The following is a 14,516-nucleotide window of genomic DNA, read 5'->3' on the forward strand; positions in this document are numbered from 1 at the left end:
AAGGCCGGGGTCGTAGCGCCAGGGGCGGCCCCGCTGGCCCTTGGGGGTGGGTGGAGCCACCTCCCGGGCCAGGCGCAGGCAGTGTTCCAGCACCTCCTTGGGGCTTGCCTCCCTGCGAAGGAAGCCTCGCTTGCCCATCGGGGCGGGAATATACGCCCATTATCCCGACCTTTGCAAGGCAAGCCCCTATACCCTTGACATTCACAGACTCATTGGTATATCATAGCCGCCAACCCGCCTTGGGCGGGGAAAGGAGGCCGTAGATGGGGCTATCGGAAGCGGTAGAGCGGGAGATCGCCCACCTCGAGGCCATGCTGGCCCGCCTCGAGGCCGGCGAGGAGGACCCGGAGGACTTCCGGATCTACCGGCTCAAGAATGGCATTTACGGCATCCGGGGCCGCCCCGAGCACCACATGGTCCGCATCAAGCTCCCGGTGGGGCTGGTAACCCCCGAGGCCTTGAGGGTCCTTGCGGACGTGGCGGAGCGCTACACGGAAAACCGCCTGGCCCACGTGACCACCCGCCAGGCGGTCCAGCTCCACCACGTGCACCGCCGGGACGTGCCCAAGGTGCTCCGGGCGGTGAACGCCGTGGGCCTCACCACAAGGGAGGCCTGCGGCCACTCCATCCGGGCCATCACCTGCTGCCCCTACGCCGGAGTCTCCCCAGAGGAGCCCTTTGACGTGACCCCCTACGCCCTGGCCGCCTACCGCTACTTCCTCCGCCACCCCGTGGGGCAGAACCTGCCCCGGAAGTTCAAGGTCGCCTTTGAGGGGTGCGCCACGGACCACGCCCGCACCCCCATCCACGACATCGGGGTGGTAGCGGCGGTGGAAGGGGGCAGGAGGGGCTTCCGCATCTACGTGGGCGGGGGCCTGGGGGCCGCCCCCATGAGCGCAGAGCTCTTGGAGGCCTTCACTCCCGAGGAGGACCTCCTGCCCACCATGCTGGCCGTCATCCGCCTCTTTGACCGCCACGGCAACCGCCAGGTCCTCACCCAGGCCCGCCTCAAGTTCCTGGTGAAAAAGTGGGGGATCGCCGCCTTCCGGGAGGCGGTGCGGGAGGAAAGGCGCCTGGTGAAGCTCACGGCCACGGGGGAGGACCTGAAGGCCTGGGCCCCGCCTCCCCCTCCCGAACCCCCCAGGCTCCCCTCGCCTCCCAGGAAACCCCTCTCCTTCGCCCCCGGGTTTGACGCCTGGCGGCGCACCAACCTTTACCGGCAGAAGCAGGAGGGCTTCTACACCGTGGCCGTGCGCCTCCCTCTAGGGGACATTTCCCCGGAGGGCCTGAGGGCCTTGGCCGCCATCGCCGAGACCTACGCCGCCGAGGTGCGGAGCGCCATCAGCCAAAACCTCCTCCTCCGCTTCGTTCCCGAGGAGGCCTTGGGGGGCCTCTACGAGGCCCTCCTGGAGGCAGGGCTGGCCCAGCCCGGGGCCCACACCCTTCTGGACATCACCCGCTGCCCCGGAGCCGACACCTGCAACCTGGCCATCACCCACTCCCGAGGGCTCGCCCAGGCCCTGGAGGGGCACCTCGCTCCCCTCCCCCTGGCCCAGGACCCCAACGCCAAGGCCATCAGCCTCAAGATCTCCGGTTGCCCCAACTCCTGCGGCCAGCACCACATCGCCGACCTCGGCTTCTACGGCTCAAGCCGCAAGGTGGGGGAAAGGGAGGTGCCCCACTACGTCCTCCTCCTGGGGGGACGCACCCGGGAAGGGGAGGCCCGCTTCGGCCAGGTGGTGGGGCGCGTCCCCGCCCGCAGGGTCCCCGAGGCGGTGGAGCGGATCCTCCGGCGCTACCTGGAGGAAAGGCAAAACGGGGAGAGCTTCCCGGCCTACCTGGACCGGGTGGGGGCCGCCTCCTTCAAGCCCCTCCTCCAGGACCTCCAGGAGGTGCCCCCCTACGAGGAAGCCCCCGAGTTCTACCAGGACCTGGGGGCCGAGGGGAAGGCCTTCAGCGTCCGGCTTGGGCGCGGGGAGTGCGCCGTCTAGCCCCAGGCCAGCCTGGGAGCCCAGAGAGGAGGACACCATGCGCATGGCCTACGCCGGACTGAGGCGCAAGGAGGAGTTCAAGGCCCTGGCGGAGCGGCTCGGCTTTATCCCCCTCCTCTTTCCCGTCCAGGCCACGGAGAAGGTCCCCGTGCCCGAGTACGAGGACCGCCTCCGGGAGCTTGACCGGGGCGTGGACCTCTTCTTGGCCACCACGGGGGTGGGGATCAAGGACCTCCTGAGGGCCGCCCAGGACCTCGGGCTGGACCTCAAGAAGCCCCTAGAAAAGGCCTTCCGCCTGGCCCGGGGAGCCAAGGCGGCCAGGGCCCTCCGGGAGATCGGCCTTACGCCCCACGCCGTAGGGGACGGCACCTCTCAAAGCCTTCTCCCCCTCCTCCCCCAAGGCAGCGGCGTGGCCGCCCTCCAGCTTTACGGCAAACCCCTGCCCCTCCTGGAGGGGGCCCTGCGGGCTCGGGGCTACCGGGTCCTGCCCCTTCTCCCCTACCGCCACCTTCCCGACCCCGAGGGGATCCTGCGCCTGGAGGAGGCCGTGCTTGGGGGGGAAGTGGACGCCCTGGCCTTCGTAGCCGCCATCCAGGTGGAGTTCCTCTTTGAAGGGGCCAAGGACCCCAAGGCCCTGGCGGAGGCCCTCAACCCCCGGGTCAAGGCCCTGGCCGTGGGCCGGGTGACCGCCGATGCCTTAAGGGAGTGGGGGGTGAGGCCCTTCTACGTGGACGAGACCGAGCGCCTGGGAAGCCTCCTCCAAGGCTTCAAAAGGGCGCTGCAGAAGGAGGTAGCATGACCTACTTCCCCCTGATGCTGGACCTAAGGGACCGCCCCGTCCTCCTCATCGGGGGCGGCCCCGAGACAAAGGCCAAGCTTCAGGCCCTCCTAGAGGCGGGAGCCCGGGTCACGGTCCTGGCCCCGGAGGACCGGTTCGGCCTTAAGGAGCTGGCGGCCCAAGGGAGGATCCGCTGGATCCCCCGGGGCTACCGGGAGGGGGACCTCGAGGGCTACGTCCTGGTGGTGAGCCACCCCGAGGACAAGGGGATCCACCCCTGGATCAGGGCGGAAGCGGAGCGGCGGAGGATCTTCCTGGTGGCCGTGGACGACCCACAAAACGCCAGCGCCATCCTCCCCGCCGTCCTGAGGCGCGGGGAGCTCGTGGTAGCCCTCTCCACCTCGGGGGCTGCCCCCGCCCTCGCCGTGCGGCTCAAGGAGCGACTGGCCCGGCTCTTCCCCGAAAGCTACGGGGCGCTCGTGGCCTACCTCCGCACCCTGCGGCCCCGGATCGCCCAAATCCCTAGCTTTTCCGCGCGAAAGGAGCTCTGGTACCGCATCGTGGACCAGGCCCTGGAGGAACTGGACCTAGACCCTAAGGAGGGCCTGCCGAGGGCCATCCAAAGGGCAGAAGAAACCCTTTCGGAGGTGGAGGCGTGGACAAGGTGAAGGCCGCCAAGAACCTGGTGCAAGAGACCCTCGCCCAGAGCCAAAACCCCTGCTTCACCTGTAGCTTCCAGGCGGAGGACGTGGTGGTCCTTCACCTGCTCCTCAGGGAAAGGCCCGACATCCCCGTCCTCTTCCTAGACACGGGCTACCACTTCCCCGAGGTGTACGCCTACCGGGACGAAATGCAAAGGCGCCTGGGTTTCCGCCTGGTAAACCTGGTCCCGGAGCTTTCCCGGGAGGAGCAGGAAAGCCGCTATGGAAGACTCTACGAGACGGATCCCCACCGCTGCTGCCAGATCCGCAAGGTGGAGCCCCTCTTCCGAGCCCTCGAGGCCCACGACACCTGGTTCACGGGCCTGAGGCGGGAGCAGTCCCCCACCCGGGCCGGCCTGCAACCCGTGGAGGAGGCCCTGTTGCCCTCGGGACATCGGCTGAGGAAGGTGAGTCCCCTCTACGACTGGACCCTGAAGGAGGTCTTCGCCTACCTGGCCGTGGAGGACCTGCCCTACCTTCCCCTCTACGACCAGGGCTACCTCTCCATCGGCTGCGCCCCCTGCACGGCCAAACCCCTAGACCCCAACGACCCCCGCTCGGGCCGCTGGGCGGGCAAGGGCAAGCTGGAGTGCGGCATCCATCTGCACGGAAAGGAGGGCTAGATGGCCTATCTTCTGGGCTTTCTCATCGCCTTCGCCATCGGGGTTACAGGGGTGGGGGCGGGAACGGTCACCGCGCCCCTCCTCATCCTCGCCCTGGGGCTTCCCCCGGAGGTGGCCGTGGGCACGGCGCTCCTCTTCGGCTTCCTGGTGAAGGTCCCGGCGGGGGCCGTCTACCTCCTCCGGGGGCAGGTGGCCCCCTGGCCCCTCCTCCGCCTCCTCCTCGGGGGGGTGCCGGGGGTGGTTCTGGGAAGCCTCCTCCTCGCCCACCTCAAGGGAGCCAAGGACCTGGTCCTCCTTCTCGTGGGGCTCACGGTGGTCTTTTCCGCCGGGCTTGGGCTTTGGCGGAGCCTTAAGGGGTCTTTTCGGGGAGAGGAGCGGCCCGGACTCCTTCCCCCGGCGGCCTTCGGGATCGGCCTCGAGGTGGGCTTCTCCTCCGCAGGGGCAGGCGCCCTGGGAACGCTCCTCCTCCTCTACGCCACCAGGCTTTCCCCGCAGAAGGTGGTGGGCACCGACCTCCTCTTCGGCCTCGTCCTGGCCCTGGTGGGGGGTGGGGTCCACCTCTATTTCGGCCAGGTGGAGGAGGGCCTCCTCCTCGCCCTGGCCTCGGGCGGCGTCCTAGGGGCCCTCACGGGGGCCCTCCTGGCCACGAGGCTTCCCCGAGAACCCCTGAGGGTGGCCCTCCTCCTCTGGCTCCTCTTCATCGGCGGGCAGCTGGTCTACCGGGGGGGAGCCCATGGGTAGGGTCTACCTGGTGGGAGCGGGGCCCGGGGACCCGGAGCTTCTGACCCTGAAGGCCTACCGCCTCCTCAAGGAGGCCCCCGTGGTCCTCTACGACCGCCTGGTGGACGAGAGGGTCCTGGCCCTGGCCCGGGGGGAGAGGGTCTACGTGGGCAAGGGGGAGGGGGAAAGCCGCAAGCAGGACGAGATCCACCGGCTCCTCCTGGCCTACGCCCGCCGCTACCCCCTGGTGGTGCGCCTGAAAGGGGGGGACCCCATGGTCTTCGGCCGGGGCGGGGAGGAGGTGTGCTTTCTCCTGAGGCACGGCATTCCTGTGGAGGTCGTCCCCGGGGTCACGAGCGCCCTGGCCCCGGGCCTTCCCCTGACCCACCGGGGCCTGGCCCAAGGCTTCGCCGTGGTCTCGGGGGTCCTGGAAGGCGGAGGCTACCCTGACCTTGCCCCCTTCGCCCAGGTCCCCACCCTGGTGGTCCTCATGGGCGTGGGGAGGCGGGTCTGGATTGCCCGGGAGCTCCTGCGCCTGGGACGGGACCCAGAGGAGCCCACGCTCTTCGTGGAGCGGGCCTCCACCCCGAGGGAGAAGCGGGTCCTGGCCACCCTGGGCCAGGTAGCCGAGGACCGGGTAGAGGTGGCCTCCCCGGCGGTCTGGGCCATCGGGAAGGTGGTGGGAGCCTTGGCTCCCTGGATCCTCAAAAGGGCTTGGGCGGAGGTTTAGCATGGACAGATCTCTGCTGCGGCTGGAGATCGGCGAGGACGAAAGGCTGGACCTGGAGAACCTCTCCACGGGAGCCTTCCACCCGGTCAGGGGCTTCATGACCCGGGAAGAGGCCCTCAGCGTGGCCCACGAGATGCGCCTCCCCACGGGGGAGGTCTGGACCATACCCATTCTGCTGCAGTTCCCGGAAAGGCCTCGGGTGCACTCGGGAGAGCAGGTCCTCCTCCGCCACCGGGGGGAGGAGGTGGCCCTCTTGGAGGTGGCCGAGGTCTATGAGCTGGACCTGAGGGCCCTGGCCCGAGCGGTCTTCGGCACGGAGAGCGAGGCCCACCCGGGGGTGGCCCGCCTCTACGCCAAGGGCCCCTACGCCCTAGGGGGGCGGGTGGAGGTCCTCAAGGCCAGGGAGCGCACCCCCCTGGAGAAGACCCCGGAGGAGGTGCGGGCCTTCTTCCGGGAAAGAGGCTGGAAGCGGGTGGTGGCCTTCCAGACCCGCAACGCCCCTCACCGGGCCCACGAGTACCTGATAAGGCTCGGCCTGGAGCTCGCGGACGGGGTCTTAGTCCACCCCATCCTCGGGGCCAAGAAACAGGACGACTTCCCCACGGGAGTCATCGTGGAGGCCTACGAGGCGTTGATCGGCCACTTCCTCCCCGAGGAGCGGGTGGCCCTCTTCGGCCTCGCCACCCCCATGCGCTACGCCGGGCCCAAGGAGGCGGTCTTCCACGCCCTGGTGCGGAAGAACTTCGGGGCCACCCACTTCCTGGTGGGGCGGGACCACGCCGGGGTGGGGGACTTCTATGACCCTTACGCCGCCCACCGCATCTTTGACCGGCTTCCCCCCTTAGGGATTGAGATCGTCAAGGTGGGGGCGGTCTTCCACTGCTCCCTTTGCGGCGGCATCGCCTCGGAGAGGACTTGTCCCGAGGGGCACCGGGAGAAACGCCTTTCCATCAGCATGACCAAGGTCCGGGCCCTTCTCCGTGAGGGAAAGACTCCGCCCCCGGAGCTCGTCCGACCCGAGCTTCTTCCCATCCTTAGGAAGGGATTGGCTTAAGCTCCCTCTCCCCCTGCCGCCGAGCGCAAAAGGCGCTCCGCCGCCCCCGGGGTGGCGGGCAGGTAGAGGTGGACGAAGCTCGCGAGAACCCGCCCGTCCGTGAAGCCCTCCACCTCCTCTCCCCCCACCCGGCGCCAGGCGGGGCTTGGGGAGGGGGAAAGGCGGGCGTAGTGGAACTCGTGGCCCTTTAACCTCTCCCCTCTTTGGGCCACGGGGTTATCCCTGAGGGCCTCCACCTCCCGGTAGCCCAGGACGGGCCGCCGCTCCATGCGGGCCTCCCCCGGAGCGAGGCCCACCATGGGGAAGAAGGCCCCCTCCACCCAAAGCCCCCGGGAGAGGTACATGTACCCCCCGCACTCGGCCAGGATGGGGCCAGGGAAGCGGCGGATGGCCTCCCGCATGGCCCGGTTTTCCGAAAGCCTCCCGGCGAAGAGCTCCGGGTAGCCGCCCCCGAGGAGGAGGGCCTCGGCCTCGGGGAGGGCCTCGTCCTCGAGGGGGCTAAAGGGGAGGAGCTCGGCCCCCAGGGCCTCGAGGAGCTCCAGGGCCTCGGGGTAGTAGAAGCGGAAGGCCCGGTCCCAGGCGTAGGCCACCCGCACCCGGGGCGGGCGCCTTTCGGGGAGAAAGGGCGGGGCCTCGGGAAGGGGCGGAGCCCCTTGGGCCAGGCGGAGGAGGGCCTCCAAGTCCCACCACCCCGCCCGCCCCAAGGCCTCTAGGGGCGGCTCCACCTCCCCCGCCAGGACCAGGCCCAGGTGGCGCTCGGGAAGCTCCAGGGCGGGGTCTTTGGGAAGCCAGCCCAGGAGGGGCAGGCCAAAGGGGGCCAGGGCCTCTCTGAGGATCTCGGCGTGCCGCTCCGAACCCACCCGGTTGGCCACCACCCCCACCACCCGCACCTCCGGATGGTGGTGGGCGAAGCCCAGGGCCAGGGGGGCGATGGAGCCCGCCATCCCCTGGGCGTCCACCACCAGGACCACCGGGGCCTTCAGGAGGCGGGCCACCTGGGCGGCGGAGCCCTCCTTCCCCCAGGGGTCCCGGCCGTCAAAGAGGCCCATGACCCCTTCTATGAGGGCCAGGTCCGCCCCCCTCATCCCGTGGGCGAAGAGGCCCAGGAGCCCCGCCTCGTCCAGGAAGAAGCCGTCCAGGTTGTAGGGCCTCAGCCCCGCGGCCCGCTCCAGGTGGGTGGGGTCTATGTAGTCTGGGCCCACCTTAAAGGGGCGCACCCTTAGGCCCATCTCCCGGAAGCGGAGGAGGAGGGCCAGGGCCGCCGTGGTCTTCCCCGCGCCCGAGTGGGGGGCGGCCAGGAGGAGGCGGGGCGGGTTCACCGGGGCCTTAGCTCCCTCAGAAGCCTCTCCGCCTCCCTTTGCGCCAGGGCACGGAAGGAGGTGGGCTCCTGCCCCATGCCCTCTGCCAGGGCCTCGAGGTAGGCGTCCAGGTACTCCTCGGAGATAAGGGCGGCCACGGTGAAGGCGAGCCTGCGGAAAGCCCCCTCCAGGGCCCGGGCCTCCTCAGGGGGCAGGGCCTCCTGGGCCTTCCTGGCCACCTCTTCCGTGAGCCAGTTCCACATGCTGGTCATCATGGCGTTGGTCACCCCCCGCCGCACGTGAACCAGGCCCACCAGGGCCTGCCAGGCAAAGTACTGGCCGTTGAAGGGCCCCGCCAAGGTGCGGAGGTACCAGTCCCTCAGGGTCTTCTCCCGAAGAGGCCTCTCCCCCTCGCGAAAAACGGCCCGGGTGGGAGGGTGGGCGAAGAGGGTGTCGTAAAAGCCCTGGACCAGCCCCTCGGTCAGGCCCTCCAGAAAGGCGCGGTGCCGAGCTAGAATCTTGCCGTCCTCCACGGGGCGGAAGCGGGCCTGAGGAGGAAGCTGGCTCCAGATCTCCTGGGCAATGGTGTAAAAGCGGGCCAGGTTCTTATCCGTCATCGCCTAAAGCATACCTCCAAGGAGGCCCCTAGTGCTCTATGCCCTTCTGGGCCGGTACCCCCAGGTCAAAGGCGTGCTTCACCTTCCGCATCTCCGTCACCGTGTCTGCCAGCGCCAAAAGGGGCTCGGGGGCGCCCCGGCCTGTCACCACCACGTGGACGTGGGAAGGCCGGGCCTTTAGGGCCTCGAGGAACTCCTCTAGGAGGATCCAGCCGTAGCGCAGGGGATAGGTGGCCTCGTCTAGGACCACGAGGTCGTAGGCCCCGGAGAGGAGGGCTTCCTTGGCCCGCGCCCACCCCTCCCGGGCCATTTGGGCGGAGGCCTCGAGGTCCCGGCTTTTCCAGGTGAACCCGTCCCCCAGGCCCTCTATGGGGATGCCCAACCTCGCCAGCGCCCGGTGCTCCCCAAAGCGGGCCCCCTGGTGCTTCAGGAACTGAAAGATCCGCACCCTAAGCCCCCGGCCGTGGGCCCTTAGGGCCAGGCCGAAGGCGGCCGTGCTCTTCCCCTTGCCGTCCCCGGTGTAGACGATGAGGAGGCCCCGCCTTTCCCCCGATGGCTTGGTGTAGGGCTTCACCCGCCTAGGGCTTTCCATAGGGCGTAGCCTAGCAGACCCCCAAGCTCGGCCAGGGCGATCATGGCCCCCAGCACGTCCCCAGTAAGCCCCCCAAGGCGGGAAAGGGCGAGCCGGGCCACGGCGAAGGCGGCGAGGACGGCTAGGAAGGTGGGCAGGGGAAAGAGGAGAGGCAAGGGCAAGGCCAAGATCAAGGCGGGAAGGAGGGGCCCACCCCGCACCAGGGCCGCCATCCCCTCCCGGGCCAAGGGGTAAAGGTTCAGGAAGGGGAGGACCAGGAAGCGGGCGAAGCCGGGCAGGAGGAGGAGGAAGAGGGGCGGAGGAGGCGGGGCCAGGGCCTGCCACTTGAGGAGGAGGTAAAGCCCCCCCACCCCGAAGGCGAAGGCCCCCAGGTGGGGGTCTTTGAGGATGGCCAGGCGCCTCTCCCGGGGCTTGGCCCCAAGGAGAGCGTCCGCCGAGTCCAGAAGGCCGTCCAGGTGCAAAAAGCCGGTGAGGCCCAGCCAGAGGGCGAGGAGGAGGGCCCCCTCGAGGCCCGGAGGCAGGGGCAGGAGGGAGGCCAGGGCCAAAACCCCCCCGAGGAGGTAGCCCACCAAGGGGAAGAACCCCACCCCCCGTCTCATCTCCTCCTGGGAGAAGACCCCCCGCACAGGGAGGGCGGTGAGGAGGGCTAGAGCGGCCAGGAAGGGGCGCAAGGCCTACTTGGTCAGCCCCGTAGGCTTGAGGCGCACGGCGGTGCCGCTTGCCGTCACCATCAGCATGGAGTTGTTGCCGCCCAGCACCTCGTAGTCCACGTCTATCCCGATGACGGCGTCCGCCCCCAGGCGGCGGGCCTCCTCCTTCATCTCCTCCAGGGCTAGCTCCCGGGCCCGGCGGAGCTCGGCCTCGTAGGCCCCGCTCCGCCCCCCCACGATGTCCCGGATCTGGGCGAAGAGGTCCCGGAAGAGGTTGGCCCCCACGATGGCCTCCCCGAAGACGATGCCCAGGTAGGCCTCCACCTGGCGTCCCTCTACCGAACCGCTCGTGGTGAGGATCATGGCCACCCCATTCTATTGGGACCCGCTCACCCCCGCCTCGGCGAAGGTGGCCATGTGGAGGATGCGGGCCGCCGCCCGGAGGAGGGGCATGGCCAAAACCGCCCCCGTCCCCTCCCCCAGGGCCAGGTCCAGGTCCAAAAGGGGCCTCAGGCCCAAGGCCTCGAGGACCGCCCTGTGCCCGGGCTCCCGGGAGAGGTGGCCGGCGAAGGCGTAGCCCAAGACCCCGGGGTCTAGGCGGCTCGCCAGGAGGAAGCCCGTGGAGACAGGAAAACCGTCCAAGACGAGGGGGACGCCCCACGCCGCCCCCTCCAGGTAGACCCCAGCGATGGCCAGGAGTTCCAGCCCCCCCACCTCGGCGGCCACCTCCAAAGGACCCATGCCGGGGCGGAGGCGGGCGAGGGCCCGCCTCACCGCCTCCCGCTTCCGCGAGAGGCCCTCCTCCCCCACCCCCGTCCCCCGGCCCACCACCCGCTCCGGAGGCAGGCCCAGGAGGGCGGCGGCCAGGGCCGCGGCCGCCGTGGTGTTGCCGATGCCCATGTCCCCCGCGGCCAGCACCGTGGCCCCCTCCTCGAGGGCCCGCCTGGCCGCCAGGCGGCCTGCCTGGAGGGCCTTTTCCGCTTCCTCCAGGGTCATGGCGGGGCCCTGGGCCAGGTTGGCGCTCCCCTCCCGCACCTTGGCCTTGAGGAGCCTGGGGTGATCGGGAAGATCCCCAATGACCCCTGCGTCCAAGACGTAGACCTCGCAGTCGGCCACTTTGGCGAACTGGTTGATGGCCGCCCCCCCACGGAGGAAGTTCAGGACCATCTGCCAGGTCACCTCCTGGGGATAGGCGGAAACCCCCTCGGCCACCACCCCGTGGTCGGCGGCGGCCACCACCACCGCCCCCCGACCCAGCTCGGGCTTCACCCGGCCCTGGATGGCGGCTAGGCGCAGGGCGACTTCCTCCAGGAAGCCCAAGGAGCGGGGAGGCTTGGTCAGCTGCTGCATGCGCTCCCGGGCCATCTCAAGTACGCTCTTTGGATCGCGGCCCTCCACAGGTCCCATGATAACTAACCACCCGTCGCTTTCCCCCATAGAAAGCCCCTCCCTAGGCTCTGGTACGCCCTTTTGGGGCCCCCGCCGTGGTGAGAGCCACGGCGGGGTACTTAGGCCTGGGGCCCGTCCAGACCCCCGTCACCCTCCCGCCTTGGGCGCCAAGGTTAAACTCACCCCGTGGAGCTCTGGCTGGTGCGCCACGGCGAGACCCTCTGGAACCGGGAGGGAAGGCTTCTGGGCTGGACGGACCTCCCCCTCACCCCGGAGGGCGAAGCCCAGGCCCGGGCCCTGAAGGGGCTCCTTCCCCCCCTCCCCGCCTATAGCTCCGACCTCCTTCGGGCCCTCCGCACGGCGGAGCTTGCGGGCTTCCGCCCCGAGGCCACCTGGGCTCTGAGGGAGATCCACTTCGGGGCCCTCGAGGGCGCCCTCTGGGAGGCCCTGGAACCCGCCTACAAGGAGGCCCTCCTCCGCTTCCAGGGCTTCCACCCGCCGGGCGGGGAGAGCCTGGAAGATTTCCAAGAAAGGGTTTTCCGCTTCCTGGAGGGGCTAAAGGCCCCAGCCCTCCTCTTCACCCACGGCGGGGTGGTGCGGGCCGCGCTCAGGGCCCTCGGGGAAGACGGCCTCGTCCCTCCAGGAAGCGTCCTGGTGGTGGACTGGCCCAGGAGGGTCCTGGACCGGCTTTTACCCCAAGGATGAGCCTCCTCCTTGCCCTCCTCCTGGACGCCCTCCTGGGGGAACCCCCTCCCAGGCTCCACCCCGTGGTCTGGATGGGGCGGTATCTGGAGTGGGCCTGGCCCCGGGTGCGGGGGTTCTGGTCCGGGGCCTTTTACTGGACCCTGGGGGCCCTCCTCTTCGCCCTCCCCGCCTTCCTCCTGGACCTCCTCCTGAGGCCCCTGGCCTTGGGCTTTGTCCTCCTCGGCCTCCTCCTCAAGCCCCTCTTCAGCCTCAGGATGCTCCTCCTGGAGGTCCTTTGGGTGGAGCGGGCCCTGGAGGAGGGCCTCGAGGCGGGAAGAAGGCGCCTTTCCCGGATCGTGAGCCGGAGGACGGACGGCCTCTCCCAGGAAGAGGTGCGGGAGGCGGCCTTGGAAAGCCTGGCGGAGAACCTCTCGGACAGCCTCCTGGCCCCCCTCCTCTACTACGCCCTCCTGGGCCTCGGAGGGGCCGCCTTATACCGCTACGCCAACACCGCCGACGCCATGTGGGGCTACCCCGAGCACGGGGCCAGGGGCGCCTTCGCCGCCCGGGCCGACGACCTCCTGAACCTCCTGCCGGCTCGGCTCACCGGCCTCCTCCTCTGCCCCCCCAGGCTCTGGAGGAGGCTCCTCCGGGAGGCCCGCAAGACCCCCTCCCCCAACGCCGGCTTCCCCATGGCCGCCCTGGCCCTGAGGCTCGGGGTGCGCCTGAGGAAGCGGGGGACCTACGCCCTGAACCCCGAGGCCCCCTCTCCGGGGCCAGGGCACGTGGCCAGGGCCCTCCTCTGGGCAGGCGGGGTGGGGTACGGGACTGGACTACTCCTAGCAGGGCTCACCGCTTTGAGGGGATGGTAGGCTTAGGCCATGGAGCGGAGCCGGGACTTTCTCCTCTAGGCCCGGCGGGACCTGGAGCAGGCCAGGCTCTCTTTGAGGGAAGGCTTTTTTGAGTGGGCGGCCTTCGCCGCCCAGCAGGGCGCGGAAAAGGCGGTTAAGGCGGTCTTCCAGCGGATGGGGGCCGTGGCCTGGGGACACTCGGTAGCGGGGCTTCTGGAAGAGCTCTCCCAAAGCTTCCCCGTGCCAGAAGCCCTCCTAGACGCCGCCAGCGAGCTGGACAAAGCCTACATCCCCTCCCGCTACCCGGACGCCCTGCCGGAAGGGGCCCCCTTTGAACGCTACCGGAGGCCGGAGGCGGAAAGGCTTCTGGCCCACGGGGAGGCGGTGTATGCCTTCTGTGAGGGTCTTCTATCCCAGATGGACTAGGGAGGACCTGCTTCTGAGGCTTAGGCAAGGGGTAGAGGCCTTGAGGCGGGAAGTCCCCCTCGAGGAGGCCTGGCTCTTCGGCTCCTGGGCTCAGGGCCGGGCCCTGCCCGGAAGCGACGTGGACCTCCTTCTGGTCTACCAGGGAGCCCCAAGGCCCGACCTCCACCGCCTGGCCCGGAAGGCCTTTCCTGGGCTTCCCGTGGAGCTCCACGCCTACACCCGAGATGAGGCGGAGGCCCTTAAGCCCGTCCTGGCCCGGATGCGGGAAGGGGCCATCCCCCTTCTGGAGCCCGGGCCGTGAGGCCAGCTCAGCTGAACTCCCTCTCCAGCTCCTTCAGGCGCTCGGCGATCCCGGTGTACTCCAGCTCCTCCATGGGTAGCATGGCGGGGCCATAGAAGCCCTGGCGGCGCATCTCCTGGGCCTTCTCCACCACCTTAGCCCGCACCGCATCCCAGACAGGGTCGGCGAAGAGGTCCACGGGGCCGGTGAGCCGCCCCTCCTTGAGGGAAAAGCCTAGGGCGCAAACCATGGGCACGCAGAAGAAGGTGGAGGCCGGGGTGTTGGCCTTCACGGGCATGAGGGGCAGGTGGTGGCTTCCCCGGGTATCCCCGGCCACAAAGGGAGCCAGGGCAAAGGGCGGGCCAAACTCCTCCGTGGCGGGGAAGATCTTCTGGGTGCGCACCAGGGCCACGGGGTCGTCCTTGCCCACGTACCGCCCCGCGATGTTCCTAAGGCGGGTGGTGCTCACCACCGCCGCCACCTCCCCGTATTTGCGCAACCAGATGGAGGCTATGGCGAAGCGGTGGGAGTCCCTGAGGAGGGCGGCGATGTCGTAAAGCCGTTCGGGAGCGTCCAGCTCAATGTAGCTATCCCGCTCGGTTTGCGCCAGGTCCATGATGCGGAAGCGGAAGCCGGGCCTAAGCTCCGGGGAAAGGAGGAGGCCCGAGGAGTACATGGGGTCGGCGAAGGCCAGGTAGAGGGGAAGGTTGAAGGCCCCGGGCTCGGTCTTGTCCGCCGCCAGGACCATGAAGGGCTCGGAAGGCCTTTCCGCAAACTCCATCTCCGCCACCTGGGGACCGAGGCCGTGGAGGTTGCCGGTGAAGGCGTCCTTCAGGAGGTCCTGGCCCGCGCCGTAGAGCCCCTCCCGCTTCGCCACCTCCGTCCCCTCGCGAAAGGCCTTCCAAGCGAGCTCGTGAATGGCGGGGTGGGCCACCCCCTGGGTGTGGGAAAGGAGAAGGACGATGTCATCCCCGATATGGAAGACGTAGGCGTCCAGGAGAAGGCTCCCCTTGGCCTCCTCCACCACCTCCTTTACCGCGGCCAGCACCGCCGGGCTCGGCAGGGTGTGCCCGCCCACGGAACCGATATCCGCCTTGAGTACGCTCAAGGTGATCCTCATAGGACCCTCCGT

18 protein-coding genes are annotated in these 14,516 nt (G+C 69.6%); 11 read left to right on the forward strand and 7 right to left on the reverse strand.

Features of this window, described 5'->3' with window-relative positions; genetic code table 11:
- Nucleotides 1-263 precede the first annotated feature (263 nt).
- The 7 genes from BVI061214_RS09940 to sat are packed head-to-tail and all read left to right on the forward strand — an operon-like array spanning nucleotide 264 to nucleotide 6,597.
- Complete coding sequence (locus BVI061214_RS09940; protein WP_053768252.1) at nucleotides 264-1,991, forward strand: nitrite/sulfite reductase; 1,728 nt, start codon at nucleotides 264-266, stop codon at nucleotides 1,989-1,991.
- 37 nt (nucleotides 1,992-2,028) lie between these two features.
- On the forward strand, nucleotides 2,029-2,790 hold the full coding sequence (locus BVI061214_RS09945; protein ID WP_053768253.1) for a uroporphyrinogen-III synthase: 762 nt from the start codon (nucleotides 2,029-2,031) through the stop codon (nucleotides 2,788-2,790).
- Entirely contained in the window at nucleotides 2,787-3,437 is a 651-nt protein-coding gene (locus BVI061214_RS09950; protein WP_003048777.1) for a precorrin-2 dehydrogenase/sirohydrochlorin ferrochelatase family protein, read from the forward strand. Before BVI061214_RS09945 ends, BVI061214_RS09950 begins: the two co-directional genes overlap by 4 nt.
- A complete protein-coding gene (locus BVI061214_RS09955; protein ID WP_053768254.1) occupies nucleotides 3,425-4,093 on the forward strand; it encodes a phosphoadenylyl-sulfate reductase in 669 nt (222 codons plus the stop codon). Before BVI061214_RS09950 ends, BVI061214_RS09955 begins: the two co-directional genes overlap by 13 nt.
- Complete coding sequence (locus tag BVI061214_RS09960; protein WP_053768255.1) at nucleotides 4,094-4,834, forward strand: sulfite exporter TauE/SafE family protein; 741 nt, start codon at nucleotides 4,094-4,096, stop codon at nucleotides 4,832-4,834.
- A complete protein-coding gene (cobA, locus tag BVI061214_RS09965; RefSeq protein ID WP_053768256.1) occupies nucleotides 4,827-5,543 on the forward strand; it encodes a uroporphyrinogen-III C-methyltransferase in 717 nt (238 codons plus the stop codon). The genes BVI061214_RS09960 and cobA overlap by 8 nt, the downstream gene beginning before the upstream one ends.
- A 1-nt stretch (nucleotide 5,544) precedes the next feature.
- Entirely contained in the window at nucleotides 5,545-6,597 is a 1,053-nt protein-coding gene (sat, locus tag BVI061214_RS09970; protein ID WP_053768257.1) for a sulfate adenylyltransferase, read from the forward strand.
- On the opposite strand, the gene BVI061214_RS09975 is transcribed toward sat, so the two are convergent.
- From BVI061214_RS09975 to cobT, 6 genes are read right to left on the reverse strand one after another with little or no spacing between them, the layout of a single operon-like run.
- Nucleotides 6,594-7,916, reverse strand: coding sequence for a cobyrinic acid a,c-diamide synthase CobB (locus BVI061214_RS09975; RefSeq protein WP_053768258.1), 1,323 nt, complete (start codon nucleotides 7,914-7,916; stop codon nucleotides 6,594-6,596). The two genes, sat and BVI061214_RS09975, sit on opposite strands and share 4 nt — an antisense overlap.
- Entirely contained in the window at nucleotides 7,913-8,512 is a 600-nt protein-coding gene (locus tag BVI061214_RS09980) for a protoglobin domain-containing protein (protein WP_053768259.1), read from the reverse strand. Before BVI061214_RS09980 ends, BVI061214_RS09975 begins: the two co-directional genes overlap by 4 nt.
- Nucleotides 8,513-8,540: 28 nt before the next feature.
- Nucleotides 8,541-9,104, reverse strand: a complete 564-nt coding sequence (gene cobO / locus BVI061214_RS09985) for a cob(I)yrinic acid a,c-diamide adenosyltransferase (RefSeq protein WP_053768260.1) — start codon at nucleotides 9,102-9,104, stop codon at nucleotides 8,541-8,543.
- The gene (locus BVI061214_RS09990) at nucleotides 9,083-9,775 is read right to left on the reverse strand and encodes an adenosylcobinamide-GDP ribazoletransferase (RefSeq protein ID WP_053768261.1); all 693 of its coding nucleotides are present in this window, start codon (nucleotides 9,773-9,775) and stop codon (nucleotides 9,083-9,085) included. The genes cobO and BVI061214_RS09990 overlap by 22 nt, the downstream gene beginning before the upstream one ends.
- A gap of 3 nt (nucleotides 9,776-9,778) precedes the next feature.
- Nucleotides 9,779-10,117 carry a heavy metal-binding domain-containing protein gene (locus BVI061214_RS09995; RefSeq protein WP_053768262.1) on the reverse strand — a complete coding sequence of 113 codons (339 nt, stop codon included), beginning with the start codon at nucleotides 10,115-10,117 and terminating at the stop codon, nucleotides 9,779-9,781.
- Nucleotides 10,118-10,129: 12 nt separating this feature from the next.
- On the reverse strand, nucleotides 10,130-11,119 hold the full coding sequence (gene cobT / locus BVI061214_RS10000) for a nicotinate-nucleotide--dimethylbenzimidazole phosphoribosyltransferase (protein ID WP_156303313.1): 990 nt from the start codon (nucleotides 11,117-11,119) through the stop codon (nucleotides 10,130-10,132).
- Nucleotides 11,120-11,329: 210 nt separating this feature from the next.
- On the opposite strand from cobT, the gene BVI061214_RS10005 reads away from it, so the two are divergent.
- From BVI061214_RS10005 to BVI061214_RS10020, 4 genes are all read left to right on the forward strand, one after another.
- Nucleotides 11,330-11,848, forward strand: coding sequence for a histidine phosphatase family protein (locus BVI061214_RS10005; protein WP_053768264.1), 519 nt, complete (start codon nucleotides 11,330-11,332; stop codon nucleotides 11,846-11,848).
- Nucleotides 11,845-12,699 carry an adenosylcobinamide-phosphate synthase CbiB gene (gene cbiB / locus BVI061214_RS10010; RefSeq protein WP_003048759.1) on the forward strand — a complete coding sequence of 285 codons (855 nt, stop codon included), beginning with the start codon at nucleotides 11,845-11,847 and terminating at the stop codon, nucleotides 12,697-12,699. Before BVI061214_RS10005 ends, cbiB begins: the two co-directional genes overlap by 4 nt.
- 72 nt (nucleotides 12,700-12,771) lie before the next feature.
- Complete coding sequence (locus tag BVI061214_RS10015) at nucleotides 12,772-13,104, forward strand: HEPN domain-containing protein (protein ID WP_248841757.1); 333 nt, start codon at nucleotides 12,772-12,774, stop codon at nucleotides 13,102-13,104.
- Nucleotides 13,067-13,405, forward strand: a complete 339-nt coding sequence (locus tag BVI061214_RS10020) for a nucleotidyltransferase domain-containing protein (RefSeq protein ID WP_053768265.1) — start codon at nucleotides 13,067-13,069, stop codon at nucleotides 13,403-13,405. The genes BVI061214_RS10015 and BVI061214_RS10020 overlap by 38 nt, the downstream gene beginning before the upstream one ends.
- 7 nt (nucleotides 13,406-13,412) lie before the next feature.
- Here the strand turns inward: BVI061214_RS10020 and fbp are convergent, their stop codons facing one another.
- Nucleotides 13,413-14,504, reverse strand: coding sequence for a fructose-1,6-bisphosphate aldolase/phosphatase (gene fbp, locus BVI061214_RS10025; RefSeq protein ID WP_053768266.1), 1,092 nt, complete (start codon nucleotides 14,502-14,504; stop codon nucleotides 13,413-13,415).
- Nucleotides 14,505-14,516: the final 12 nt, after the last annotated feature.

The sequence above is a fragment of the Thermus aquaticus genome, assembly GCF_001280255.1.
In the GTDB taxonomy this organism is placed as follows: domain Bacteria; phylum Deinococcota; class Deinococci; order Deinococcales; family Thermaceae; genus Thermus; species Thermus aquaticus.

Excerpts from the sequence above, each read along its gene's own strand:
- BVI061214_RS09940 (WP_053768252.1), top strand. The coding sequence starts at position 264 with ATGGGGCTATCGGAAGCGGTAGAGCGGGAGATCGCCCACCTCGAGGCC.
- BVI061214_RS09945 (WP_053768253.1), top strand. The coding sequence starts at position 2,029 with ATGCGCATGGCCTACGCCGGACTGAGGCGCAAGGAGGAGTTCAAGGCC.
- BVI061214_RS09950 (WP_003048777.1), top strand. The coding sequence starts at position 2,787 with ATGACCTACTTCCCCCTGATGCTGGACCTAAGGGACCGCCCCGTCCTC.
- BVI061214_RS09960 (WP_053768255.1), top strand. The coding sequence starts at position 4,094 with ATGGCCTATCTTCTGGGCTTTCTCATCGCCTTCGCCATCGGGGTTACA.
- cobA (WP_053768256.1), top strand. The coding sequence starts at position 4,827 with ATGGGTAGGGTCTACCTGGTGGGAGCGGGGCCCGGGGACCCGGAGCTT.
- sat (WP_053768257.1), top strand. The coding sequence starts at position 5,545 with ATGGACAGATCTCTGCTGCGGCTGGAGATCGGCGAGGACGAAAGGCTG.
- BVI061214_RS09980 (WP_053768259.1), bottom strand. The coding sequence starts at position 8,512 with ATGACGGATAAGAACCTGGCCCGCTTTTACACCATTGCCCAGGAGATC.
- cobO (WP_053768260.1), bottom strand. The coding sequence starts at position 9,104 with ATGGAAAGCCCTAGGCGGGTGAAGCCCTACACCAAGCCATCGGGGGAA.
- BVI061214_RS09995 (WP_053768262.1), bottom strand. The coding sequence starts at position 10,117 with ATGATCCTCACCACGAGCGGTTCGGTAGAGGGACGCCAGGTGGAGGCC.
- cobT (WP_156303313.1), bottom strand. The coding sequence starts at position 11,119 with ATGGCCCGGGAGCGCATGCAGCAGCTGACCAAGCCTCCCCGCTCCTTG.
- cbiB (WP_003048759.1), top strand. The coding sequence starts at position 11,845 with ATGAGCCTCCTCCTTGCCCTCCTCCTGGACGCCCTCCTGGGGGAACCC.
- BVI061214_RS10020 (WP_053768265.1), top strand. The coding sequence starts at position 13,067 with ATGCCTTCTGTGAGGGTCTTCTATCCCAGATGGACTAGGGAGGACCTG.
- fbp (WP_053768266.1), bottom strand. The coding sequence starts at position 14,504 with ATGAGGATCACCTTGAGCGTACTCAAGGCGGATATCGGTTCCGTGGGC.